Here is a 25,465-nt window from a genome sequence, read left to right as displayed (position 1 = left end):
CATTATTTTTTAATTGCCATTTTTTTTATTTCTTCATCAGTATGATTATCAAGAACTTTAGCATACCGATAAAATGTTGCCCTTGTTAGTCCAAGTGGTTTATAAATTTCTTCTGGAGTTTTGGTTGGATCTTTATAAAAAATACGCATAATCAAAAGTTTCGAGATTGTTTCTTTTGTATAACCCTTTGGTCTTCCTCCAGTTCTTCCTCTTGCCCTAGCAGATTGCAAACCTGCATTGGTTCTTTCTCTTATTAATTCTCTTTCATATTCAGCTAAAGAAGCCATTAAATTTAGAAAAAGGCGTCCATTAATTGTAGAAGTATCTACACCATCAACAAGACCTTTTATAATTATTCCTTTCTCATTTAAACTTAAAACCATATCAATTATATGTTTTAAACTTCTTCCTAATCGGTCTAATCGCCAAACGTAAAGTTCATCTCCTTCTCTAAACTGTTCAATCATTTTATCAAGTTCTGGACGACTTTTCGTTGCACCCGAAATTTTCTCTTGATAAATTTTCTCACAGCCTGCTGTTTCTAAAGCCTCAATTTGCAAATCCAGATTTTGGTCTCTCGTTGAGACTCGGGCATATCCTATTTTCATATTTTGTTACATAAAACTCATGTGAAGTAAATTTATGAAACTTTGATTAATGATACGAGATTTTGAGAAAATAAATTTAAAAAATAAGATATGATTTTCAAATCTTGTAAAATCTCAAAATACCACCGTTTTAAAAAATAAATATTTTAAAATGGGAATAGAAATCATAATGATTTATCCCAAGCATAAAGTATTCTTTGAATGGACTTTATAAGGCTGGTAGCATCCTTTTATATTAAAAAGGTGTAAGACAACAAATAGTTTTGAATTGTTTTCAAAAATTATTATCTTCATGATTAGTCACAGCTTTTAGTTTTTTGCCTGCGTTGAAACGGTGGTTGTGAATTGCTTTCGAAAATTATTATCTTCGTGATTAGTCACAGCTCTGGTGATGAAAGGTAAAACCTACACTCCGTTGTGAATTGCTTTCAAAAATTATTATCTTCGTGATTAGTCACAGCAAACAGAAATCATAAAAGAATAGAAATTATGTTGTGAATTGCTTTCAAAAATTATTATCTTCGTGATTAGTCACAGCTATGGGGTTGCCAATTATGTTTCGCAGGTCGTTGTGAATTGCTTTCAAAAATTATTATCTTCGTGATTAGTCACAGCCAAGTGCCGAAATTAAAGTATAGATTATCTGTTGTGAATTGCTTTCAAAAATTATTATCTTCGTGATTAGTCACAGCCTTGTTGTTAGTGAGATTATAGTTTCCATTGTTGTGAATTGCTTTCAAAAATTATTATCTTCGTGATTAGTCACAGCTAATTCGTTGTTGTTTTGTTGTACAAATGTGTTGTGAATTGCTTTCAAAAATTATTATCTTCGTGATTAGTCACAGCCCGGAAGCGCCCCGGTAAATGGTTCGACAAGTTGTGAATTGCTTTCAAAAATTATTATCTTCGTGATTAGTCACAGCAATAGGCCGATTGCTGTAAAAGATAATTATGTTGTGAATTGCTTTCAAAAATTATTATCTTCGTGATTAGTCACAGCATTAATACTTCGTTAACGTCCGCCGACATGGTTGTGAATTGCTTTCAAAAATTATTATCTTCGTGATTAGTCACAGCTCAAAATAATTCAACAGTTATTAACTAATTGTTGTGAATTGCTTTCAAAAATTATTATCTTCGTGATTAGTCACAGCATAAAACTCAATATGTCAATTATTGATGTGGTTGTGAATTGCTTTCAAAAATTATTATCTTCGTGATTAGTCACAGCTGGTTAAGTGTTCAGATGCAAAAAGATATAGTTGTGAATTGCTTTCAAAAATTATTATCTTCGTGATTAGTCACAGCCAAGCAAATACGAAAGTGAATTCTTAAACTGTTGTGAATTGCTTTCAAAAATTATTATCTTCGTGATTAGTCACAGCTTTATAAAGGATATGTTAATAGATGCCCGGGTTGTGAATTGCTTTCAAAAATTATTATCTTCGTGATTAGTCACAGCTTGCCGCCAGAGCTAGAGGTGAAGCTTCCGGTTGTGAATTGCTTTCAAAAATTATTATCTTCGTGATTAGTCACAGCGGCTTCCTGCATTTGGATAATTTGTGCCTGGTTGTGAATTGCTTTCAAAAATTATTATCTTCGTGATTAGTCACAGCAATCGTCATTGTGGCCATACTTCCAATTTTGTTGTGAATTGCTTTCAAAAATTATTATCTTCGTGATTAGTCACAGCATTAGTGTTAATAACTCTAATACAGCTATTGTTGTGAATTGCTTTCAAAAATTATTATCTTCGTGATTAGTCACAGCGCCTATATTTACGGGTGAAACATTAAGTCTGTTGTGAATTGCTTTCAAAAATTATTATCTTCGTGATTAGTCACAGCAGTTCCTGAAGTGCTACAACCACCCTCATTGTTGTGAATTGCTTTCAAAAATTATTATCTTCGTGATTAGTCACAGCGGAAACTCAAACATCCGCTTGTACATTCCCGTTGTGAATTGCTTTCAAAAATTATTATCTTCGTGATTAGTCACAGCTTTACGTTACATATAATGCAAAGCGCGTGCGTTGTGAATTGCTTTCAAAAATTATTATCTTCGTGATTAGTCACAGCTATTGTATATATCGGCGTTGGCGCTGGCGTGTTGTGAATTGCTTTCAAAAATTATTATCTTCGTGATTAGTCACAGCTGACGGGCGAGTATACAACGAAGCCCATAGAGTTGTGAATTGCTTTCAAAAATTATTATCTTCGTGATTAGTCACAGCGCAAACGAACTAATCATACACGAAGGGATAGTTGTGAATTGCTTTCAAAAATTATTATCTTCGTGATTAGTCACAGCGAAATCAAAACATTTAATCAGGTTTTAGGTGTTGTGAATTGCTTTCAAAAATTATTATCTTCGTGATTAGTCACAGCCAAAAGCGGAAGCCAATGGAGAGAATACGGGTTGTGAATTGCTTTCAAAAATTATTATCTTCGTGATTAGTCACAGCCGTTTTAATAATCTTAATTCTCTATAGGATGTTGTGAATTGCTTTCAAAAATTATTATCTTCGTGATTAGTCACAGCCAACGGAGCTGATGAGCTATTGGTCATTGTGTTGTGAATTGCTTTCAAAAATTATTATCTTCGTGATTAGTCACAGCCATTTATTGAGATAGTGTAATTCCTGTTCGGTTGTGAATTGCTTTCAAAAATTATTATCTTCGTGATTAGTCACAGCGATAAAATGCCGCCATACATCATCCAGTTAGTTGTGAATTGCTTTCAAAAATTATTATCTTCGTGATTAGTCACAGCCTATGATGATTTTATTGTATTAGATGTCCCGTTGTGAATTGCTTTCAAAAATTATTATCTTCGTGATTAGTCACAGCAATTTGGTGTTTTAGTGTAATCTGTATTATGTTGTGAATTGCTTTCAAAAATTATTATCTTCGTGATTAGTCACAGCCTCAAAAAACAATCTACTGATTTTCAATAGATTGTTTTTGTTTTTAGGATTCAAAATTTAGAATAATTCAAGCTGTTGAAAAGTTGGAGGTGGTTCTTCTTTATTTCTAGCAAAGAAAATTTCAATGTCACCAAATTGCTTATCGGTAATGGACATTATAGCGACTTTCCCCGCTTTTGGCAACATAAATTTTACCCTTTTAATATGAACTTCAGCATTTTCACGACTTGGACAATGCCTAACATACATAGAAAACTGAAATAATGTAAATCCATCATCGATTAAAGCTTTCCGAAAGCGATTCGCATCCTTCATATTGGCTTTAGTCTCTGTTGGTAAATCATATAATACTAAAACCCACATAATTCGGTAAGCATTAAACCTTTCGGCATTCATAGTAATTCAGGATAAGAAATAAGACGTTTTTCTCCTGTATAACACTTATAAAGTGAAGTTACAGTTGTTTTTACTGCCACTAATAATGGTCTAATTTTATCATCAATTTTTATATCTTTTGTGGCGATTTGAAGAATATGAGCTTTAAATTCTTTATTCAATTCTTCTGTTGTAGGATTTGTCACCAACCACTGCATTACCAATAAATCAACAAACGGACGATAAGGTTCCATTATATCATCGGCAAGACAGTAAGGATTATATTTATTTTTATGAAAAATGCCAAGAACAGGTAATAAACCCGTCTCAACAATTGCTCTTGCCACAATACTCCTCAAAACAGAATACCCAAAATTGAAAAACTGATTGGGAAAATCACCAAAACGCTCTCTAAGAAAATCCAAACTAATCAAATATTTCCAATAATGTTGAGCAGCAATTCCTTCCATATTAGTAATATCGCCGGACTTCACATTATTTTGATACCCAATCATTGGTTCGTAATAATTCCCTAATTTTACTAAGACATTTTTCTGATTTTCAATTTTACATTCTATGGTTTGTTTCCAAAGTTGTTTTTTTAAAGGCTCACTTGCTTCCAGTTGATCTTTTACCCTATCGGAATGTTCTGTATGTCCATAAATTGGCAACATCATTCCGTGTGGCAAATGATGATTATCACAGCTAATCAGAACAACATTATTTCCCATCATTTTCTGAATTAAATTATGTGAAATGGTAATCTGAAAATGATCCAACATCAATAATCCCAGATCTTCGACAGGAACGCTCCCCTTCTCAGCTTTTGTTTCTGGGCAAAAAATTTTCATCTGCTCATCTTTAAGCTTTAGATATGCAGGATTGCCTATATAGATTGAGCGGGTAATCATATTTTTAAAATTTTAATATTCTCCTACTTGAACTATTTTACCCAAATGATTCAGTCGTACTTTTAAAATTCCTTTTAGCCCGCTCAACCCTTCTCTTCTCCAAGTAATTCCTTTTAGTTTAGAACTATCTTCCACAGTAGTTTCTAAATGATGTCTAAAGAAGTAATCTCTTATTGTAAACTTCTGTACTCTAAACAAATTCTTAGAAATCAAACCCAGATTCTTTTCATCAAACAAATCAATTTCTTTTGGATTGAAATCTTCAGAAGGAAATAAAAACATTTCATTCTGTTTCATTGTAAAAAGAAACTTCCATCCTAAATCTTGGTTATAATATTTATCAATAATGGTAAGACCTTGATTTACTCTTTCAACAGCTTCATAGAAACTTACTACTCTTTCCTGGAAGTTTCCTTCTACATCTTCATAAATAGCTACATGATGATTATTTCCCGTACTTACAAAATCAACAGCTATTCTCTTTCCACTCTCATCTAAAATATCTTTTCCTAAATGATCCTTTTTATAATGTAAAGCTTCAGCATTATTAATTCCGTTTATCGTAACTGTTTTCAGAATAATCCCTTTAGTCTTATTAAGCCAAATTGGATTCTTATCCAAATCTGAAAAAGCTTCTTTAGAATTTCCGTTAAACTCTTTTAATCTTTCTGTTAAAATATCACGAACTCGTTTATCAGTAACCTTTTCAATATTTTTATAATCTTTAAAATTATCCGGATTAATAACTTTTCTGATAGTATAACCTGTTTCATACCAAGCTAAAGTGACCGTTTCAGATAATTGCTCAGTCTTCTCTTCATCAAGAAATATTGGATTTTTTGAAATCATATTTTTCCCTGTAAATGCCTTTTTAGGATCTCCGCTGAATTCATGAAATCTCATTAATAATAGATTTCTAACTTTTTCATTCTGAACTTTATTAATAGTTTCTAAATCGAATTTTCCCGAAATTTTTTCTTCTCTGGTTTTAAGGAACTTTGAACTTCCATAAATAGTTTCTTTATGAAGCTGCCCTCTTGGCGTAAGTTCTGTTTTTAAAACTACACTTCCTTTTTTCTTAACTTTATTGATATTTTTGGTAACGACTTTATTTTTAGCTTTATGAGAAATCAATACTTCATCCAAATGTTTTTTAGCATTAATTCTAAAATTTTTAATGGGTTCAATAAGCCTTCTTTCCTTTGAACCACTTTTCTTTTCAAAAACTTTAGTAATTAAATTTTCGATAGCAAAAATATTTTGATGTTCCTTATGTTTTTCATCTTTTCTCGCGTTTAAATAATTCAAATATTGAATGTGATTATGCGTTGTAAAAGCAACTGTCAGAGCATCCATTGCATGGTGCCGGTGGTCGTTTCTTTTGGTCCAGTCTATGATTCTTTGTTTCTCCTCTCCTTTTGAATTAATAATCGTTTCCGTTAGACCTAATTTTCTATATTTTTCCAAATTAAGTTCTTTCATTGTGTTTACAAGATTCCAATCTTCCCGAAGTTTATCCGTTATTCTTCCCGAAGTGGAAACTACAGAATTAGTTATTCCAAAAAGTATTTCTTTGGCTTTTTTGGCTATATATTGGGTGTTTCGTAAATCTCTTTCGATAAAACCATCTCCTATTTCAGCACCTTTTTTCTGAAGTTTTGCATATTTAGCTTTGGTAATAACTCCCTTGTCATAAAGTTCTTTGATAATATTGAGGAATTTTTCTAATCTCTCTTTACCTTCAATTTCAAGATAATCAAAAGCTGTAAAATTTCCCTTCTTAAGATTGGCTCCTCGTGGAACTAAAACTTTATTGGAGAAACTATCATCAAAGAATCGAGATTGCGGAATAATGTGGTCTATATCGTATTTATCCGTAAATAAGTTTTCTCTTTCAATTTTCACATCAGTATACAAATCTTTAAAGCCATTATTTGCCAGCTCTAAGTATAGCTTGTAACGAATTATATCATTTCTTGAAGGAGCTTTTATACCAAACTCTCGTTTCAAAATCTCCGCATATTTCTGGTGTTGTGTTGTTGCCTTATTGATTTCTGAAGTCATATTAGCACGTTCGTCCGCATTATTTTTGAGCTCTCTTGCAAGCTCTATTCTTATTTCATCAAGTCTTCCATATTCTTTAGATACTTCATTTACAATATTTATCATTTGATTCAAAATCTTTTCAACCACAGGATTTCTTAAAGAATTTTTTGGAAGAATTTCCAATTCCTTTTTTAAAACTCTGTTTTCTAATTGTTCTTTGGTCAATGAATTTTTAGAATGATTATAACCCGCATAATTACTAGCATCGCTATAGTTATGCTCTTTGATGTAAGGAAAAATCTTTCGCATCGCCTTAGAACTTAAGCTCCCATAATCTTTAGGGAAACCAATTTCAGCTAATGCTATGGAATGTTCTTTTTTGAAACCAAATTTCTTCTCTAAAAGTTCATACAGTTTTTCGTTTCCGGAAGGAGAATCATCTCCTTCATAAGAATACAACAAATGCCAAAGTTGATAGGAAGTTTGTTTTTCAAAATCATTTCCGTCCAATTCAGGGTTAAAATCCAAAATAGAAATATTGATTCCTAATTGTGATAATTTTTCTTTGACGAATAATTTTATGATTTCCGCAGAAGAGTTTATCTTAGAAACTTTAATTTCATCATCAATAGTTAATTTAAATTCTTTTGGAAATTCAATTCCCTCGTTCGCTATAATTCTCAGGAAAGCATTGTATAAATTCTCATTGGTATTATTACCTTCAATATCTTTACAATTAGTTTTCCATTCTTTACCAGAATATCCAACAATATCTAAAACATCCTTTGCTGAAAGCTTTCCCTTGATATTAACTTCATCAAAAATCGATCGTTTAAAATCTAAATCAAGAGGGAAAATTTCCTTAGATTCTATATTTTGAAACTCTAAATTATTAAGAACCTGCCAAATTTTAAACTCTTGGAATAATGGAGAAGACTTGGGGGCTACTTTTAAACCAACTGTTTTCTTTTTTGTTTTTCCATTTTCTGTTATTTCAATATCTCTGTTTTCAAACTCACAAATACTGATTAATCCTTTTTGAGATTTAAGTTTCCTTTGATAAAAAATAACAATATCGCGAATTTCTTCCTTTAATTCTTTGGTTAATTCATTATAATATTCTGATTGAGTTTCCCATATTTTTTCGAATTCATCCAAATAATCTTGTCTGTAGAAAACCTGATTTTTAAGTTTTGTATGTGGGTTTATTTTCAATTGTTGGTATAAATATTCGCCAACAGTCTGATTACTGAAATACAATTCTTTGCTCCTGTCACTGATAGCGCCGAGATAACCACTTGAATTATTCAGATTACTATTAACCTCCTGAAAAACAAGGGCTAGACTTTCAAAATCTAATTGTTTTTTCACAGCTTCACTTCTCCAAAGATATTTTTCTATTTTTTTCTCCTGCATCGTTCCGATTTGCTTAATGCCAACAAGAGAAAATGGTTCTTTTAAAATTGCCCAAGTCGCATTTTTATTCTTTCCTTGTAATTCTTTATAAAGATCATTATTGATAATTTCCGGATAGAATTGTTTTTGAAAATTCCATACTTTCTCAAATTCTGACTGTAAGTCCGAACGATAAAAATCCGGTAATTGTTTTTTACCTTCTTGTAAAATTTTGTAAGAATATTCTCCCGGTGTTAAATTTTCTTCAGATAGCTTTTTTGCAACAGCCATTCCATCGATAATCTGTCCTTCTTCTTCATTTTTAGATTTACGACTGCTTTTATAACCTCTTTTTTTATTGATTAAAAGCAAAACTCTTGCAAATTCAGAAAGTTCTATTTTTTTCTTTGCCGATATAGCTCTCATTTCCTGAGTTTGAAATGTCGAGTTTTTTCCAATTTCAGTAAGCAAATCGGTTTCTTTAAGGATATTATTTTTCTTTAAAACCTCAATCAGATTATACCTTCTTAATTTAAATCTTTGAAGGTTTCTTCTTGCTCCTCTTGCTAAAGTTCGTCCAGCGTTGGTTGTAATTGGTTTTCCTTTTTCAAAATTTAACTGCTCATCAACGGTCAATGGATTTACACGAACACCTAGTTTGATAATTTTGTTATTTTCAGGATTTTTAGAATCTTCCTGAACAACAGCCCATCCAATTGATGAAACACCCAAGTCTAATCCAAGTATATTTTTAATCATAGTTATCTTGTTTTTCCTAATACATAAAAATAGAAAGAAAAAATTTATTAAAAATGAGGTTTCCCGTAAATCAACTAAAGAATTTTTCGTCTATATTTGTATCAATAATTTTGAAAAGCAATTCACAATAAGGATTATTCCGTTGTGAAAACATTTAGAGCCTCGACTATCTTCGGGGCATTTTTCTTTACATCATCATTTTGTGATTTTCTAAGAAAGTTAAACGAAGTGTTTCGACATTTCCGGTTTCTTCTACCTTTTCAGAATAAAAGTTTTTAATCTATCACAGTTCCAGTCTTATTTATCATGAAGTGCATTTTTACGGAATCCCATAAAACCATTTAATATAAATGTTTTAATTTAGTTGGATATGATTATTAATAACCAACCCATCACAAATGAATCAGGAATATATTAAATGGCTGACCTACTGGAAAAAGAATTTATCAGACTCTCTTACTACCCATATTGAAATTGACGGCAACCAACATTTTGAAATCGAAGATTTTAAAATAGAACAAGAATCTATTACTGATCTTCAAAAAGTCAATGCACTCATTGATTTTGAAGAAAAAAGGATCAATGAAAAGAAAGGAATTAAAAGTAAAGATAGTGAAGAGTGGATAGCTATAAATCATTTATTCGTGGTAATTGCTCCTTTCAAACTTAAACCTGTATCCGATCATCTGGTCCATTTAAAAGATAATAAGCCTAAATTTCCTTTTTGGTTTTCCGCATACCTGGACAGAAATGGTAAGCTTTACATTCCTGATGAAATGTTTCCCTTATTTCAAAGGAAATATCTTGAACCCCTTGCTGATGAAAGAACTGAATTTATATTTGGTACTGTTGAAGATGTTGATCTGGCGACAACTTTAGGAAAAGAGAACTACACAAAATATACTGAGTATATCGATTACGTAAAAGATATATTTAAAAGTGTCATCCATCAGAATCTCTCTGAATACCGCACAGAATCTTATGAAGCAATTTTCAATGCCATAGTACTTCTTCCACAAGACGAAATGAATGCAGCTATAGGAATCATAGAACTCTATGAGAAGATTCTCAGTCAAAAGAATATTCCACAGCTTTTACAATCGCTTATTACCTTAAAAAACGATCATCAAAAGCCTCCTGTTGCAGTTCCTGATTTAATTGACTCCAATGAGCTCCATCTCGGACAGATGGGTTTTGACTTCCCGATCTCAATTTCACAAAGAAAAAGTCTCAATACGCTGTTAATCACCAGCGATACAGTTTTTGCAGTCAATGGCCCGCCAGGCACAGGAAAAACAACCTTACTGCAAAGCATTGTTGCCAATAAAATGGTTGAAAGTGCACTCCGAGAAAAAGAAGCTCCGGTTATTCTTGCCTGCTCTACCAACAACCAGGCGGTCACCAATATTATAGACAGCTTTTCCAGGTCCAATACCAGAGAAGGAAAACTACAGGGCAGATGGATTCCGGATGTTGATGGCTATGCTACTTATTTACCTTCTACAAGAAAAAAGGAAGCTGAGTTAAAAGGAATCAATTACAAAAAGTTAAGCGGAGACGGCCTTTTTGATGCTATAGAAAATGTAGAGTTTCTGCAAAAGGCTAAAGAATATTTTTTAGACAAAAGTAAGGCTTATTTTAATTCGTCTATCCTTAACATCAGTACTGTAACACAGAAACTACGATCAGAGATTTCTACAATCGAACAGAGCCTTAAAGACTCTCGAATTAAGTGGAAAGCCTACTTACAATCTGAAAATATTTTTACATTCGACTATCTTCTCAGTAACCCGAAACTTTCAAATTACTATAAGGAAGGGATATTAAATGACAATATTCTCAAGAATGACATCCAAGATCTCATGAAAAATGAACAGGACATTATTTCATATTTTAACAATGAACCATTCTTAAGAAAATTCTTTTGCTTTTTGGGAATAAAATCCGCATTAAAAAGCCGGGCTTCTGAGATAAAAATAATTCTGAGAGACTTCCTGATTGTACTCCCTGAAGCTTTTGTATTCAAGAAAGACTTACTTCTTGAAAAAATAGATTCCAAAATCAAATTGGCTAAGAGTATTGTCAGCTCCATAGAGAATTGGAAAGAATGGAAAAACAAAAATCAGATTAAAGGTAACCCTCCAAGAACAGAAGAGGAATACTGGGATTTTGAGTTCTTAAAAATAAACAAAAAAGTAAGTGCCAACTGCTTTTACGATGAACTCGACATTTCATTGCGTCATAAAGCCTTTCAGCTGGCTTTGCATTATTGGGAGGGAAGATATCTTTTAGAACTTGAAAGCAGTCTTTTAGACTCATCATTTGAGGGAAAAGGAAAAGATCCCATGATGATGAGATGGCAAAGGCATGCCATGCTTACCCCTTGTTTTGTAAGTACCTTTTACATGGCACCTAAGTTTTTCAGCTTTTATAAGTTTTTCAAAAAAGCCGATGATGGTAAGAATCTGTATGATAATCCCCCACTTTTCGATTTTATTGACCTTTTAATTGTTGATGAAGCGGGCCAGGTTTCTCCAGAAGTTGGCATCGCAACATTTGCTTTGGCCAAACAGGCTGTTATTGTAGGAGATATAAAGCAGATAGAGCCCGTATGGAATGTAACCCATAAAATTGATATTGGCAACCTAAAAAAGAATGGAATCATTCAGGACTATGATGATACCATCTATGAGAAAGAATTTGATCCTAAAGGCTTTCTTTCTTCAACTGGAAGTATTATGAAAATGGCTCAAAACGCCTGCGGGTTTAAGGAGCCTAATGTACATGAAAAAGGAGTTCTTCTTACTGAACATAGAAGATGCTATGACGAAATCATTAACTACTGCAACGTACTGGCTTATGACGGGCAGCTCATCCCCCTGAGAGGCAAAGCAAAAAAGGATCTGCTGTTTCCGCCTATGTACTGCATTCATGTAGATGGCCAGTCTACAAAGAATGAAAATGGCAGCAGATTTAACACCAATGAGGTCAGAGAAATTGTGGATTGGTTAATAAAAAATAAACAAGACATTCAAGAAAAATATGGACCGGTTGAAGAGGCTGTCGGCATTATAACTCCCTTTACCGGACAAAAAAACAATTTAAAAACTGCGCTAAAACAGGCAGGGTTTAAAACAGATGATTTTAAAATTGGGACTGTTCATGCTCTACAAGGAGCAGAAAGGCCTCTGGTTTTATTTTCAATGGTATATGGAGATGAGGATAAAGGCACTATGTTTTTTGATAGAAATAACAAACCCAATATGCTTAATGTAGCAGTTTCAAGAGCCAAGGATAATTTTATAGTCTTTGCAAATACCGGGATACTTAATAACAAAGCTAAAACACCTTCGGGAATACTTTCAAAATTTCTCGTGTATGATCATAAAATTCAAGCCAGCAGTTCTTAAACTACCCATAAAGGAAGTATTTCACTAATACATTTTTAGCGGATACATATTTAAAATTCTAAGATCATGATTAGCAATGTACCGAGTTATGAGGACTTTGAAAAAGTTACAAAAGAATGCCTTATTCAAGCATTTGAATTGGTTTTTCAAATTTATAGTTCCTATAAAGAATATGACGATGAAAATAGATACGAGGAAGTCCCACTAAATGAAGTTTGGGAGCATAACAAAGTAACTTTAAAAATGTCACTCATCTTATTACATCAAGGAATTGAAGCATATATGAAAGGTGTTATTGTTAAAAATTCCCCATACTTGCTTCTGGAGCAAAAGAGATCTGATTGGCCAACTCTGCCCGATAGTATTAATAAAGATTTTAATACAATGTTTACGATAGCCGGAGAAAATCTACTGCATACATTTTGTGCTGTAAGTAGTGATATAATAGAGTTAGAAACAATACAATTTATTGAAGATATCAGGCAAACTAGAAATAAAGCAATTCATGGAACTAGCCCTATTTTAAGTGACCCCAGTAATATTATACATGATATCCTAAAAGCTTATACTTATTTTTTTGGAAAGGATCAATGGTTTAATGATATAAAAACTTGGGTTCAGTCAAATCCTCTTTTTGGATATTATGATTGGAATTTTGAGAGTATCCAATCATATAAATATTTGGATTTCCTTGATTCTACTATTGGTATTAAACAACTAAAAAAGTTTGTCAATTTTAATATAATCGGAAGAAGATATTTTTGTCCTACTTGCTTGCATGAAGTAAAATCAAAAGATGGAAATTTATATAGTAAATGGGCATTTCTTCACCCCAATAAACCTTTTTCAACAATTGTTTACTGTATAAACTGCAATTTTGATAATGAAATAGAAAGATCAGATTGCAACAAAAAAAATTGTCAAGGTAATGTGATAGACATGGACGGAATATGCCTTACGTGTGGTCAAACACAATAATATGATAGCTTACTTCAACTTCACTATCTTCCTATCAAGCCCTCCATACACTTATACCTTTCCCATTATAAAGAAAAATCTGTAAAATTTATAGAGTTGAATTTTACTTCAACTATTTATGTTTTAGAGCCTATCTACCCACAGATAGGCTCTTTATGTATGGTGAGTTTACTTCAGTAGCCTGATCACAAAATAAGTGGGTAAAATATGATTTATCCTCTGTCTTAGGATCTATAAATATTTCTGATTCAAGGCGTATTTTAAATTCCCAGGTATCCCATTTACGAAGTCCTTGTTGATACGGATTGAATGTACACTGCAACTCGAAATGCCGTTTATTTTCATCACCCTGAAATTCTACGATGATACTTTTATCATCAGGATGAATTTCTTCCCTTATAGTAGCTTTAAGTTTCATAATCTATTTTTTCAAAGCTATAACGGTAATGCGACAGAACGTGTCGTAAAATAAAATATAAATTGAAAAGTTTCCCCTCACAACCTCCTCCCTTTCGATTTTCCGGAAGCCTTCTTAAAGTCTTCCTCCTTCTTCCAAACATTCCTAAACGAAAACTCAAACTTCCCCACCTTTCTATCAAACCTCAAATACCCCTGATATTTCTTTCCATTCCTATCCACCAGCCCATCAACATACGCCGTATCCCCTGCCTTCAATTTCTCCATCTGCCATACTTTAAGTTTCTTCCCTCTGAATATCCCCGGAACCTCCACCTTAAAACCACTCTTCAACTCTCCGACGTTAAGACTCCTACTATTTTTCTTAAACAAAAACTCCACGTACCGCTTATCCGCATTATACTGAACTGCTGCATTAAAGAGCGTTCCCCTAGAGGAAAGCATATTTTCAATAAACAGGACCTTCCCTTCCCTAAGAACCTTTTTCTGCTCTTCATTCAAAGTCACTCCCTTAATCACCAGTGGAATTCTCATCTCATTTGTTCTAACTGCTATCAGGTCATTTGTCAGCCTGTCTCTGGAAATCAGTGAAGGAATCTTTTCTCCCGTGATAGGATATACCAAATCCACTACCCGTCCCATATTCCCACTCTCCATCAGGTTTCTTTGGTCTTCGCCAGTAAACTCATGCCCTAAAAAAGTCTCAGTGAAATCAGGAACTTTTCTAACCGGATAAAACCTGACTTCTAAATTCCCTGCATGAGTCACCCGAAGTGAAAGCCGAGCCTCCATCTGGGTTGCTACTGAGCCTATATTAATTTTCACCGGAATGAGCATAGGTGTTTTATATCCTTTGAGCATCGGCTCCAAAGCATCCATCTCCCTGAGCTTATCCCTACTCAAACCAACCTTCTCCATCATCGCCCAATCCAACTGCTCAGGATTGTACAGGTAGCGATCTTCTACCCTATGGTCCATAGCCTCATTTCCGTCCAGAAGATCCCTATGAGCCTCTACAGCATCAATAGAAACTTCATACTCCTTAAGCAGTTGTTTCTCCTCCTTTGAAGCCTGATCCACATACTGCTGCAAGTCTACAGCTGTCTGATGAGCTTCATACTCAGTTACCTTAAAAAATGAAAAATCAGCAGGGTCTTTCAGCTGATGATAGAATTCACTAAACATTTGAGCAAAGGGCCTATCTTCTGTATCCAAATGAACTATCTGATCAGAACGTACCTCTTTAAGACTACTGTCTTTCAATTCTCCATTTTGATCCACTCCCTCAACCATTCCAATGGTATTACTAGTGTGATGTAATACAAGTAGCGTATCCCGTCGTTTTTCTACCGCACTCAGTTCATTATTATTTTCCTTTTCCATAACTATACTGTATAAGCAAACCAAGTTATAGAGCAATAGTCATCCATCAATTATTCGGTAAGCCAGGGCATTACTTGACAATGATCGGCGTTATCGTGTTTCAGAAAACTTAAACTAATACACAGGATCTAATCTATAATAAAAGAAAACATGTTTCCTGTAATAAAAATATAACACAGCTTAGTCTTACTATGTAACATATAATTGTAAGCTGACCAATTTCCCAATACATTTTCAATAATATAGTATTGCTGTCTCTATAAACTTGGGAATAATCAATATTTGACAAATCTATTTCAAGCAATTCTTTAGGATTCGTTTTTTTATTGAAAAATACCGTTGAACGTTGCAGTTTCGCACCACTATTACAAAACTCTTGTTAAAGAAAGTTTTGTTGTAATTAAATAATTATTGTAAATCACTGATAAGAAAAAAATTTCTACTCCTCATTTAGTCTTATTTCTTTGATGGGGTCAACACTACTTAAAAGTAATTGGTTTGTGATCAATAGGCACCGACAGAATAGAATAAGTGGTTGTTTCACTAAATTTACCTAACTGATCCAGAGCTAAAGTAAGCTGTTGTGTAGATTTCAGAAACATATGTAAAAAGAAACAGTAATCCCCCGTGGTATGAAACATTTTTATAATCCCTTCTATTTTTTCAGTCTCTTTTAAAAAAGACGGGACCATATTGGGTTGTAGCTTTACTGTAATCAATACATTTTGTAAGTATTCAAGTTTAGAATACTCCATAACAACAGAGAACCCTTTTATTATTCCTGCTTCCTGTAACTTTCTGATTCGTTCTGCAACAGCCGGAGCTGTGAGTCCTATTTTTCTGCCTATTTCAGCATTACTCGCTCTGGCGTTTAATTGTAGTTCGTTTAAAATTGCGTAGTGTAGTTTATCTAATTGCATATCGAAATAAAATAATTAAAAAACATTGATTCGAAAGTTTGAAGCAGCTACTTCTATCGAAATGATAGTCTGATTTAAATGTCCTCACCAGATCTTTGTAAAGATAAAAATTTAATGATGAAACATACCTATAAGAATATGAAAGATAAAGAATTACCTGGTGATGTTAGCTTGAATCATGGGATGGCAGTTATCAGCAGTATATTACGTATACATTATGCAGAAGCAGGAAATGGAGAGAATATAATTGTTCTGATACATGGTTTTCCGCAAACATGGTGGGAATGGCGATTTGTAATACCTGTATTGGTTAATCAGGGATTTCGTGTTATTGCCTTGGATTATCGCGGAGCCGGAGATTCCTGGAAACCTGCGGGCGGATATGATAAACGCACTATGGCCAGTGATATTCACCAGCTGTTAAAGGAACATCTGAAGATAGATGTTCCGGTAGTCCTTATAGGACACGATATAGGATTAATGGTTGCATATGCTTATGCACAGCAATACCGAACATCCGTATCTCACCTGGTGGTAATAGACGCTCCTTTACCCGGCACCAAAATATTTGACAAAATAAGAACAGATCACAGAGTGTGGCATTTTGCATTCCATAATGTATGTGACCTGCCTGAAATGTTGATTGCTGGTCGTGAACGGCAATATTTACAATACTTTTTCAACTATCGTATTTATAATACCGCTGCCATTACTGAAACAGATATAGATATTTTTAGTAAGGCTTATTCTTCAGTTGGGGCTATGAAAGCCGGCCTGGAAGTTTATCGTTCATTTGACCAAGACATACTGGACAATAAAGAAAGCATGGCAAAAAATGGTAAACTCTCCATTCCCGTTCTGGCTGTTGGTGGGATGATAAGCACAAGCGGACCTTTTATGAAAGAAATGATGGAAGAAGTAGCAGAAAATGTTACGTCAGTACGCATTCCTAAAACAGCACATTGGGTCGTTGAAGAAAATCCAGAGGTATTTATAAAAGAACTTTTACAGTTTCTCAGCTAAGAGCGATCATCATTCGATCTTCAAATAAAATTAACAAATTAAAAAAAATCACATATAGATTCTCCTATATTTTTAGTGATTTAGATCTTATATAAATTCGTTTTATGAAAAAAATAACATTATTTCTTTTATTAATATATATGCAAAATTTAACATTTGGCCAGAAATTAAGAGCCAGGGATATGGGAATTCCGTTGGGCGGAACAGCAGGTGAATTTAATGCAATAACAGATGTAAAGGGAGTTGAAGTCGGTTATAGTACTATTATTTCAGGACAAGGTAAAAATAACATAGGTAAAGGACCAGTGAGAACAGGTGTTACCGCCATTTTACCCAGAGGAAGGAATAATAATCCTGTTTTTGCCAACTGGTATTCACTTAACGGAAATGGTGAAATGACAGGAACAACCTGGATAACAGAATCCGGATTTTTAGAAACGCCTATTATGATTACCAATACCAACAGTGTAGGTCTTGTGCGCGATGCTGTTCTCAAATGGTTTATTGAAAAGCATTGGTATAAAGAAGACTGGTGGTATACGTATCCTGTTGTTGCAGAAACGTATGATGGCTTTTTAAACGACATTTATGGTTTTCAGGTAAAAGAAAGCAATGTTTACGAGGCGTTGAATACTGCAAAATCCGGTAAAATTGAAGAAGGAAATGTAGGCGGTGGTACCGGGATGATGTGTCTTGGTTTCAAAGGAGGAACAGGAACTTCATCAAGGATTGTGAAAATTGGAAATTCTGCCTATACCGTCGGTGCCCTGGTGCAGACCAATTTTGGCAGGAAGGAATCATTGACTATTGCTGGTGTACCAGTAGGAAAAGAACTGGAGAATACAGTGGGCAGCGAATTAAAACTGCCTTCTCAATCTTATAGGAAAGAGGGTGATGGCTCTATTATCGTAGTTATCGCTACAGATGCGCCATTGCTGCCGCACCAGCTAAAACGTCTTGCCTCAAGAGTTCCTCTGGGGATTGGTAAAGTAGGTGGATATGGAATGAATAGCTCAGGAGATATTTTTATTGCTTTTTCAACAGCTAATCCTACTGCTTTCCAGAGAAAGAACCTTTCACGAGTAGAATCACTTCCCAATGACTTAATGGATCCTCTTTTTGAAGCCACTGTACAGGCCACTGAAGAATCAATCATTAACGCAATGTTAGCGGCTGAAACGATGGAAGGTGTCAATGGAAATAAATCGTATGCCCTTCCCCGTCAGCCTGTGATCGATATTTTAAGAAAATATAAAAGAATACCATAAAAGAGAAATTTATCTGTTTCAGTTTAATTTAATACTAACTCTTTACAATTTTCCTATGAAAAAACTATGGTTTCTAACAGTTCTGACTGTTGCTTTTGTTACAATGAATTCCTGCAGGGATGATCAATCTATTGATGTGCCCACCGAGCACCCAAATTCAAAAAAATATCAGCGTATCGTTGATCAGTTTATAGCGGCCGGCGCTGTGGGCGTCAACATTACAGTAACTTCCCCCGAAGGAACATGGAGCGGTTCAGGCGGACTGGCCGACAGGGAAAAAGGTATCAGGATGTCTGCCAATAACAGGCTCCGCATCGGGAGCATGACGAAAATGTTTGCCTCCACAACTATTCTGAAATTACAGGAAGAAGGTCTCCTGAATATCAAGGATAAAATCAATAAATATCTCCCCCACACTATTACGGACCGTATTGCCAATGCTAATGAGGTAACCATTGAGCAGTGCCTTAATCACAGAGCAGGAATCCGGAATTATTTACAGGATATCGCCCCCGGTGTTTTTGATGGAAGTATTGTCAATTATTCCGCAGAGCAGACTCTTCAGCTGATCTATGATAAACCTGCCGATGATCCGGTTGGAAAGGGATATTATAGCAATTCCAATTATCTTCTGCTTTCTCTGGTTATAAAAAAAGTAACGGGAAAACCTCCCTATCAGGTAATTACCGAGAAAATAATTACCCCCTTAGGGTTGAAAAATACGACAGCAAGTACTCTGCTTCCGGATCAGCTCACCCGATCCTATTATGCTGAAACCGCTGCTGAGCCAGTGACTGAAGTAACTCATATAGATAATAACGGAATCGGAGGTGAAGGAGCAATTGACGGCGGAATGATTTCAACATCTTCTGATGTAGCTCAATTTTTGGAGAACCTGTTAACGAATAAAATACTTTCTCCTGCTTCAATGTAGCAGCTTCAGACTTTTGTGGATAATGATCCTGATCGCCTTGAACCAGACTTAAAATACAATAAACAGTATGGGTTGGGATTAATGAAACTGGATACCAACCAAGGAGTGGCCCTGGGTCATGACGGACACGTATTTGGCTTTGGCGGTAAATCCTATTATTTTCCAAAGCAAAAAGTAACGGTATGCATACTTCTCAACACATGGTCTCCAAAAGTAGTTGCATTACTTAATGCAAAAGATACTTTCAACTTATTTTTCTGATAAAAGCCTTAGGCATATTCAAAAAAAGACAGATTTTGTTGATCCCGTCTCGTTCGGTTGGACAAAAATAATTTTAAAAATAAAGATATGAAAATCAATCACATTCTCACTTTTACTTTGCTTTCAGTACTGATATCCTGCAGCACCATTTCTTATACCGGAGAAACGAATAAACCTTCAGACAAAATTGATGTTTATTATAAGGAAAAAGATGTTGCCCATCCGTATAAAACAGTTGGAAGGATTATTACAATTGCAAGAAACAAAGACAATAAGGCAAAAGAAAAAATCATGGAAAAGGCAAAATCAGTAGGTGCCGATGCTGTTATCTTTTCCGGTGTTTATTTTACCGAAGAAAAAACGGCTTCTGCTTATGAGAAAGCTGATGTTATAAAGTATACTGACTGAGCTTCATAAATCTGGTAGTAAAAAATTTGATTCAAAGGTTTTTCAGTCTTTATTCTTTAGAAAGTAAAGCATTATTAATCAATTATAATATGATCTTTACTCCAACAGTACTGATTATTCATTCGAATCAAATCTCCAAAAAGATCAAAATACATGATAGAAAAATAAGTAATTATCCGTAAATCATAACTAACCTAAAAATCTTAAAATGAAAAAATCAGAAAACAGAAAAGTACTCTCAAGAGAGTATTTAAAAAATGTTATGGGCAATGGAATGAATATCACTGTCAAAGAATGTTCATATGAATGCTGCCCTCCTGCCGGGATCCCCCGGTGTCCAACCCTTAGTGCATGCCCGGCAGTGGTATGCCCACAATAATTAACATATTTATTAACCAAAAAATAGTACAATGAAAAATTTAAGAAATCAAAAAAGCCTTTCCAGAGAACAATTGAAAAGTATTGCCGGAGGTAATGTACAGGGAGTTTGCAGACTTTCCAATGGTGGCTATGTCCTAAGGGACTGTACATTAAAATGTCCAAACGGAGGATATCCTATCTGTCCTGCTTAAGGATTAATTTTTATTTAAACTTCAGCCTGCCCGGATAAACAGACAATCTATCCGGGCTGATTGTATAAACATATTTAGTATATCGCTCTATTTGAGCTGACTTCTGTTTATAGCTTTTCTCATTATAATTCAAGATATCTACAGTACTATCTGGCTCACGATGTAACACTTATGATATCTCGAATGTCTTATTTATATAGATTCATAATTAATTCATGAATTGTACATATATATATTGCATAACAAGCCATATTATAATACATACAAATAGCTTCAAATCGTTCAGAAAGAGCCGTATCTATTCCAAACAAGGACTATGGAGGATATCTGAATAGATTATGCTTTATATGACAAAAACAGCTTACTGCTTTGAATACTACTTCCTGTAATAAGATACTGCTGATCTATAGTAGTCGTCACCCGACTTAAGAACACACCTGCAAGTCTCTACTATAAGATTAAATATAAATTTTATCACTTACCTGAGTTTTTTATGCTTCTCCCCAATAATATAAGGTATACCCGCACAACGACAAAATCTGTCGTATTATATAGCAACCTAAAATTTATAAATAAATATTTCAAAAATGCCTGTATTAAAGATTATTTCATCAAGAATCCACCAACCAGAATTCCTTTTGATGTTACAATAGACAAAGAAAGTTAGTAAAAAACATTAGAAAAGACTAATCTTTAATACTCCCAAATAATGGTTCCAAAAACTCCATTCAGTAAGTTATACGATTAAACTCTCAATTAACGTAACTTTCCACACTACCACATTCCCTGTTTTTCCGGAACGTAATTTTTATTTTTGTTCTATCAAAACTTTAGCTTACAGAAAAGAAACAGTTATAAAAGAAATTTTTCAATCTATGAAGACACTGCCAGACATAGAAGACCCCTACTTAAATGAAGTTCTTTACAATACTTCCCTAAAAAATCTTCCCGGAGAAGAATGGAAGATTATTCAGGATTTTGATAGTTATGCCATTTCCAATTTCGGACGTGTGAAAAGTCTTGAGCGTTGGACAGAGTTCCCCAATGGCAGTTTCCGGAAAGAATATGAACTGATTAAAAAGCCGTCATTCAAAAAGTATTTTAATAAATATCTTAATCAATCTTTTTATCGTGTACAATGCAGTTTTTCATTAAAAGGTATCCATTATAATAAGTCTGTAGCCCGCCTGGTCTACTATTATTTTGTGGAAAAGTTCAATCTAAAAAACACTTCCGTTGCTATTTCCTATAAAGACGGTAATAGTGTTCATCTGCATTATAAAAATTTGCAACTGCTGTCAAGCAGAGAAAAATCTGTTAAGGCAGTTGAAAGAAACCGCGTAAAAAACCGAAATATTGAATACCAGAAACCGGTCAGTCAATATACGGTCCAAGGTGATTGGGTAAAGACTTTCGAAAGTATTTACGCCGCAGATAAGGCTCTTGGTCTTGGTTGCAGAAATATTTTATATGTCCTGCAAAAGAAAAGTTTTACTGCAGGTGGCTTTCGGTGGTTTTTAAAAGACTATCCTCCCCAAAAAGAAGATTTTCTATGGAAGACATTAAATCAAGTACTTAATCCAGACCCTATACTGAACCATTCTCTGTGGGAAAAGTTAGGCAAGCCTTCCATTGATAAAGACAATCCTCCAGCGTGTCTGAATCTTTCACTCAAAAATCTTCCGGAGGAACATTGGAAGCCCATACCTGGATTTGAACATCGGTATATGATTTCCGATAAAGGAAGAATAAAACGATTGAGTGGCTGGACTTCTGATCATAACATTTTTTACGGTGAAGAACAGATAATGTCTCTTAATTTAATGGGTAAAGATGATACCCAGTATCTTTATATAAGGCTCAATCGAAAGAAGAAAAGAACTCTGCTAATGATTTCCCGTTTGCTTTATTATTGTTTTGTAGAGAAATTTGATATGAATGACAGAACGCTGGTTATTGATAATCAAAATAAAACGTCATGGGATATCGATATTTCAAAACTCTCATTATGCTCCTTCAGTTCATTAGTTAATCGAAAAAAGGAGATGTTACGAAAAAAAGGCTAATGATATGATCTTGTTTTGTCTTCAATACCCTAATCACGACTAATATTCCTCTGATATGTCTTCCCATTCCTATCCATAAGCCCATGAATATACATCGTCTCCCCTGCCTTTAACTTCTCCATCTACCATAGCCTTTAAGCATCGGCTCCAAAGCACCCATCTCCCTGAGCTTATCCCTACTTAAACCTATCTTCTCTACTACCCTCCCAATCTACCTGCTCAGGTTTGTAAAGGTAGCAATCTTCTCCCTATAGTCCGTAACCTCATTTCCCCTCCAGAAGATATCGATGCTGTCAGCGGTACTTTGTGCCAGGAAATTCCCAAAAAATAGAAGTAGGAGTAATAAAAAGGGCATTCTTGCTTTTTTTAGGAGAGTATTCATATTGTACTGTTTTAGCAATAAAATAACTACAGCGTCAATTTTATTACTGTAGATAATAATAACTATTCTAAACGACCAGTGACTAAACGCCATCGGCAGCCAAAACAGTCCACTCAATGCGACATCACAATAATCTCTAAACGTCTCTTCTACTACATTAACTTTTCTATTACAGATAGATTGAAAAAGTACTTTAACAAAGAAAAATCTTAATGATTCAAGAACTATTTATAACACGACAAGATCTGTCGCTTTGCTGAAATACCTTTGTATTATAACAATTTAGATCAAATAGTGATACAATTACATTAAATCTTTTAAGTACAATCAGAATAATTACTAAAAAGTGTTAAATTTGCAAGATTATAATAATAAAAACTATCATTAAATTCAAAACACAAAATAGATGAGAAAACTCTACACGAGTGTACTTTCAATGTGCACGGTCTTGGGTATATCTGCCCAGGAAGTATTGTGGCAGAAGGACATTAAATCCTCGACACAGGATTTTCTAAGCCAGGTTACCACCACCATCGATCAGCAATACCTTATTACAGGAAGTTCGATTCAGAGCAATAAACTACAAGACAACAAGCAAAACAACGGCTACGATTTTCATTTAGTAAAACTGAATCAGCAAGGTGATCAGGTTTGGGAAAAATATTTTTCAGGAAATAACCATGACTTTTTATCCTCAACCGTTGCGACTCAGGAGGGAGGGTTTTTACTCTCAGGAACTTCATATTCAAACAGGGGTTTAGATAAAAAAGATGATTCCAAAGGTGGTTCTGATATCTGGCTGATTCGCATCAATGAATTCGGAGATGAGCTTTGGCAAAAAACATTGGGAAGTTCTTCTGATGAAGAAGCAAGATCCGTGATTCAAACCACAGATTTAGGATTTTTTGTTACCGGAAATGTACAAAATTCGGCTAAAGGATATGGCTCAAAAGATGTTTTGATTATAAAACTCGACAAAAACGGAAAAGAACTGTCACAATTAATTTTAGGCGGGAAAGGGCTTGATGAAGTTGAAAAGATGATTCCAACGAAAGACGGAGGTGCATTGTTAGGGATTTACTCCAGAAGCAATATCGGAGGTTCAAAGAAGACCGAAAACTTTGGTGAAGGAGATTACTGGATCATCAAATTCAATAAAGATGGGAAAGTTGAATGGGAAAAGAATTATGGTGGAAAAGGAGATGATCATTTGAGAACTTTAGCCCTGACCCCAAACGGATACATTATCGGTGGAGAATCCAGATCCGAAAGATCAGGTAACAAATCTGTTGGAATTGAAGAAGGAACCGATTTGTGGTTGATTTCACTGAATGAAAGAGGTGAAGAGATATGGCAAAAATCCTATAATTTCAAAAATCGAGATGTGCTGATGGGAATGAGTGTCCTGCATTCATCTGATGATAAATCTTCAAAAGGAATTCTACTCGGTGGGTACACTCAGGCAGAAGGCAGAATAGAAGGTGATGATGAGACCTTCTGGATGCTGTACTTAAATCAGGATGGCAATGAGCAGTGGAGAAAATATGTAAAAGGAGAATCCAGAAAGAAAGAAGAAAGATTATCTGATCTCAAACTCAACAGAGACGGTTCCATTATACTGGCAGGAACGAGTGCCGAGGAACTCGGAAAAGAGAACTGGAAAATTGTAAAGCTTGGTGACAGTCAGATCGACAAGTTGATCGAAAAACAGGAAATCAAAATCTACCCGAATCCGGTTTCCGATTATGCCTATGTAGAAACAGGCTTTGATTTCAAAGAAGCGGATATCACCCTGTATGATATGGGCGGTAGACAGCTCCAAACACTAAACACCAGAAACAAAATCACCAAAATCAATACGCAGAATTTGATTCAGGGAGCTTATCTGGTGGTGATAAAGACGGATACAAACAAAACCGCTAGTGCAAAATTGATTAAGAAATAAATAATGAAAATAAATAATATAAAAATTGGTCTACTTTCCCTTTTTCTGATTCTTGGAATACAGGAAGCATATGCACAATCGAGCGTGGGAGATGTGGTAACTACTCCGATAGCCTCGCCTTCTATGGCTTCGATGTCCCAGTATTCCGATGTTCCAATATCGTTGGCCACAGGTCTTCCTGATATTGGAATCTCACTCTTAAATGCTCCTATTTCAGACGGTGGAATCAGCTGGCCACTTAATTTGAGTTATAATATAAGAAATGCTTCAGAACTTGCTGATGATGAAGAGCTTGCTAGTGATGTGGGAAGTGGTTGGTCATTTTTCGGTGCAGGAGTAATATACAAAAAGATTATTATGGGGCTGGATGAATGCTATGATAATGCGGGAGCAGTGTTTTATCAAAAGAATGAATTTGATGACCTCTACTATTATAATCTTCCCGGTCTCTCCGGTAAATTTAGAATAAAAAGGGATG

The 25,465-nt window shown here is 34.5% G+C and carries 20 protein-coding genes and 1 CRISPR repeat array; of the genes, 12 read left to right on the top strand and 8 right to left on the bottom strand.

Translation table 11 applies throughout. The annotated features are described in order from the left end of the window. Positions 1-2: 2 nt before the first annotated feature. The 4 genes from SB679_RS17800 to cas9 form a co-directional block, all read right to left on the bottom strand. Positions 3-608 carry a recombinase family protein gene (locus SB679_RS17800; protein ID WP_410703626.1) on the bottom strand — a complete coding sequence of 202 codons (606 nt, stop codon included), beginning with the start codon at positions 606-608 and terminating at the stop codon, positions 3-5. Positions 609-868: 260 nt separating this feature from the next. Next, positions 869-3,534: a CRISPR direct-repeat array (repeat unit 47 nt; unit sequence GTTGTGAATTGCTTTCAAAAATTATTATCTTCGTGATTAGTCACAGC). A 57-nt stretch (positions 3,535-3,591) separates the two neighbouring features. Further along, positions 3,592-3,930 carry a CRISPR-associated endonuclease Cas2 gene (gene cas2, locus SB679_RS17795; RefSeq protein ID WP_123880394.1) on the bottom strand — a complete coding sequence of 113 codons (339 nt, stop codon included), beginning with the start codon at positions 3,928-3,930 and terminating at the stop codon, positions 3,592-3,594. Further along, a complete protein-coding gene (cas1, locus tag SB679_RS17790) occupies positions 3,927-4,820 on the bottom strand; it encodes a type II CRISPR-associated endonuclease Cas1 (protein ID WP_410703625.1) in 894 nt (297 codons plus the stop codon). The genes cas2 and cas1 overlap by 4 nt, the downstream gene beginning before the upstream one ends. Before the next feature lie 12 nt (positions 4,821-4,832). Next, a complete protein-coding gene (gene cas9, locus SB679_RS17785) occupies positions 4,833-9,017 on the bottom strand; it encodes a type II CRISPR RNA-guided endonuclease Cas9 (protein ID WP_410703817.1) in 4,185 nt (1,394 codons plus the stop codon). A gap of 401 nt (positions 9,018-9,418) precedes the next feature. On the opposite strand from cas9, the gene SB679_RS17780 reads away from it, so the two are divergent. Further along, positions 9,419-12,430 carry an AAA domain-containing protein gene (locus SB679_RS17780; protein ID WP_410703623.1) on the top strand — a complete coding sequence of 1,004 codons (3,012 nt, stop codon included), beginning with the start codon at positions 9,419-9,421 and terminating at the stop codon, positions 12,428-12,430. 66 nt (positions 12,431-12,496) lie between these two features. Continuing rightward, positions 12,497-13,408 carry a hypothetical protein gene (locus SB679_RS17775; protein WP_410703622.1) on the top strand — a complete coding sequence of 304 codons (912 nt, stop codon included), beginning with the start codon at positions 12,497-12,499 and terminating at the stop codon, positions 13,406-13,408. A 130-nt stretch (positions 13,409-13,538) separates the two neighbouring features. Here the strand turns inward: SB679_RS17775 and SB679_RS17770 are convergent, their stop codons facing one another. The 3 genes from SB679_RS17770 to SB679_RS17760 all read right to left on the bottom strand — a co-directional run bounded on the left by SB679_RS17770 (position 13,539) and on the right by SB679_RS17760 (position 16,128). Beyond that, the gene (locus SB679_RS17770) at positions 13,539-13,826 is read right to left on the bottom strand and encodes a hypothetical protein (RefSeq protein WP_410703621.1); all 288 of its coding nucleotides are present in this window, start codon (positions 13,824-13,826) and stop codon (positions 13,539-13,541) included. A 77-nt stretch (positions 13,827-13,903) separates the two neighbouring features. After that, on the bottom strand, positions 13,904-15,208 hold the full coding sequence (locus tag SB679_RS17765; RefSeq protein WP_410703620.1) for a DUF3945 domain-containing protein: 1,305 nt from the start codon (positions 15,206-15,208) through the stop codon (positions 13,904-13,906). Positions 15,209-15,687: 479 nt separating this feature from the next. Further along, entirely contained in the window at positions 15,688-16,128 is a 441-nt protein-coding gene (locus SB679_RS17760; RefSeq protein WP_410703619.1) for an Lrp/AsnC family transcriptional regulator, read from the bottom strand. A 114-nt stretch (positions 16,129-16,242) separates the two neighbouring features. Between SB679_RS17760 and SB679_RS17755 the strand changes: the two genes are divergently transcribed. The 8 genes from SB679_RS17755 to SB679_RS17720 all read left to right on the top strand — a co-directional run bounded on the left by SB679_RS17755 (position 16,243) and on the right by SB679_RS17720 (position 22,660). After that, a complete protein-coding gene (locus SB679_RS17755) occupies positions 16,243-17,151 on the top strand; it encodes an alpha/beta fold hydrolase (RefSeq protein WP_410703618.1) in 909 nt (302 codons plus the stop codon). 104 nt (positions 17,152-17,255) lie between these two features. Continuing rightward, a complete protein-coding gene (locus SB679_RS17750; protein ID WP_410703617.1) occupies positions 17,256-18,419 on the top strand; it encodes a P1 family peptidase in 1,164 nt (387 codons plus the stop codon). A 55-nt stretch (positions 18,420-18,474) separates the two neighbouring features. Continuing rightward, on the top strand, positions 18,475-19,353 hold the full coding sequence (locus SB679_RS17745) for a serine hydrolase domain-containing protein (RefSeq protein ID WP_410703616.1): 879 nt from the start codon (positions 18,475-18,477) through the stop codon (positions 19,351-19,353). A gap of 72 nt (positions 19,354-19,425) precedes the next feature. Beyond that, positions 19,426-19,614, top strand: a complete 189-nt coding sequence (locus SB679_RS17740; protein WP_410703615.1) for a hypothetical protein — start codon at positions 19,426-19,428, stop codon at positions 19,612-19,614. Positions 19,615-19,701: 87 nt separating this feature from the next. Continuing rightward, positions 19,702-20,022, top strand: coding sequence for a hypothetical protein (locus SB679_RS17735; protein ID WP_410703614.1), 321 nt, complete (start codon positions 19,702-19,704; stop codon positions 20,020-20,022). A 208-nt stretch (positions 20,023-20,230) separates the two neighbouring features. Next, positions 20,231-20,401 (top strand): hypothetical protein, encoded by a 171-nt coding sequence (locus SB679_RS17730; RefSeq protein ID WP_410703613.1) that lies wholly within the window; start codon positions 20,231-20,233, stop codon positions 20,399-20,401. Between the two features lie 31 nt (positions 20,402-20,432). Then, positions 20,433-20,594: a hypothetical protein gene (locus SB679_RS17725; protein ID WP_156118350.1), complete on the top strand. Its 162-nt coding sequence runs from the start codon at positions 20,433-20,435 to the stop codon at positions 20,592-20,594. Between the two features lie 875 nt (positions 20,595-21,469). Then, entirely contained in the window at positions 21,470-22,660 is a 1,191-nt protein-coding gene (locus tag SB679_RS17720) for an NUMOD4 domain-containing protein (protein ID WP_410703612.1), read from the top strand. Positions 22,661-22,871: 211 nt separating this feature from the next. Here SB679_RS17720 and SB679_RS17715 read toward each other — a convergent pair whose 3' ends face one another. Further along, positions 22,872-23,042 carry a hypothetical protein gene (locus SB679_RS17715; RefSeq protein ID WP_410703611.1) on the bottom strand — a complete coding sequence of 57 codons (171 nt, stop codon included), beginning with the start codon at positions 23,040-23,042 and terminating at the stop codon, positions 22,872-22,874. A 406-nt stretch (positions 23,043-23,448) separates the two neighbouring features. Between SB679_RS17715 and SB679_RS17710 the strand changes: the two genes are divergently transcribed. Beyond that, the gene (locus SB679_RS17710; RefSeq protein ID WP_410703610.1) at positions 23,449-24,987 is read left to right on the top strand and encodes a T9SS type A sorting domain-containing protein; all 1,539 of its coding nucleotides are present in this window, start codon (positions 23,449-23,451) and stop codon (positions 24,985-24,987) included. A gap of 3 nt (positions 24,988-24,990) precedes the next feature. After that, positions 24,991-25,465 (top strand): hypothetical protein (locus tag SB679_RS17705; RefSeq protein ID WP_410703609.1); only part of this gene is annotated, 475 nt, incomplete at its 3' end.

Origin of the sequence: Chryseobacterium sp. SIMBA_029 (assembly GCF_046535275.1) — a bacterium.
In the GTDB taxonomy this organism is placed as follows: domain Bacteria; phylum Bacteroidota; class Bacteroidia; order Flavobacteriales; family Weeksellaceae; genus Chryseobacterium.
Note: the sequence above shows the minus strand (reverse complement) of the source record. Positions and strands in the feature narration are given on the sequence as shown.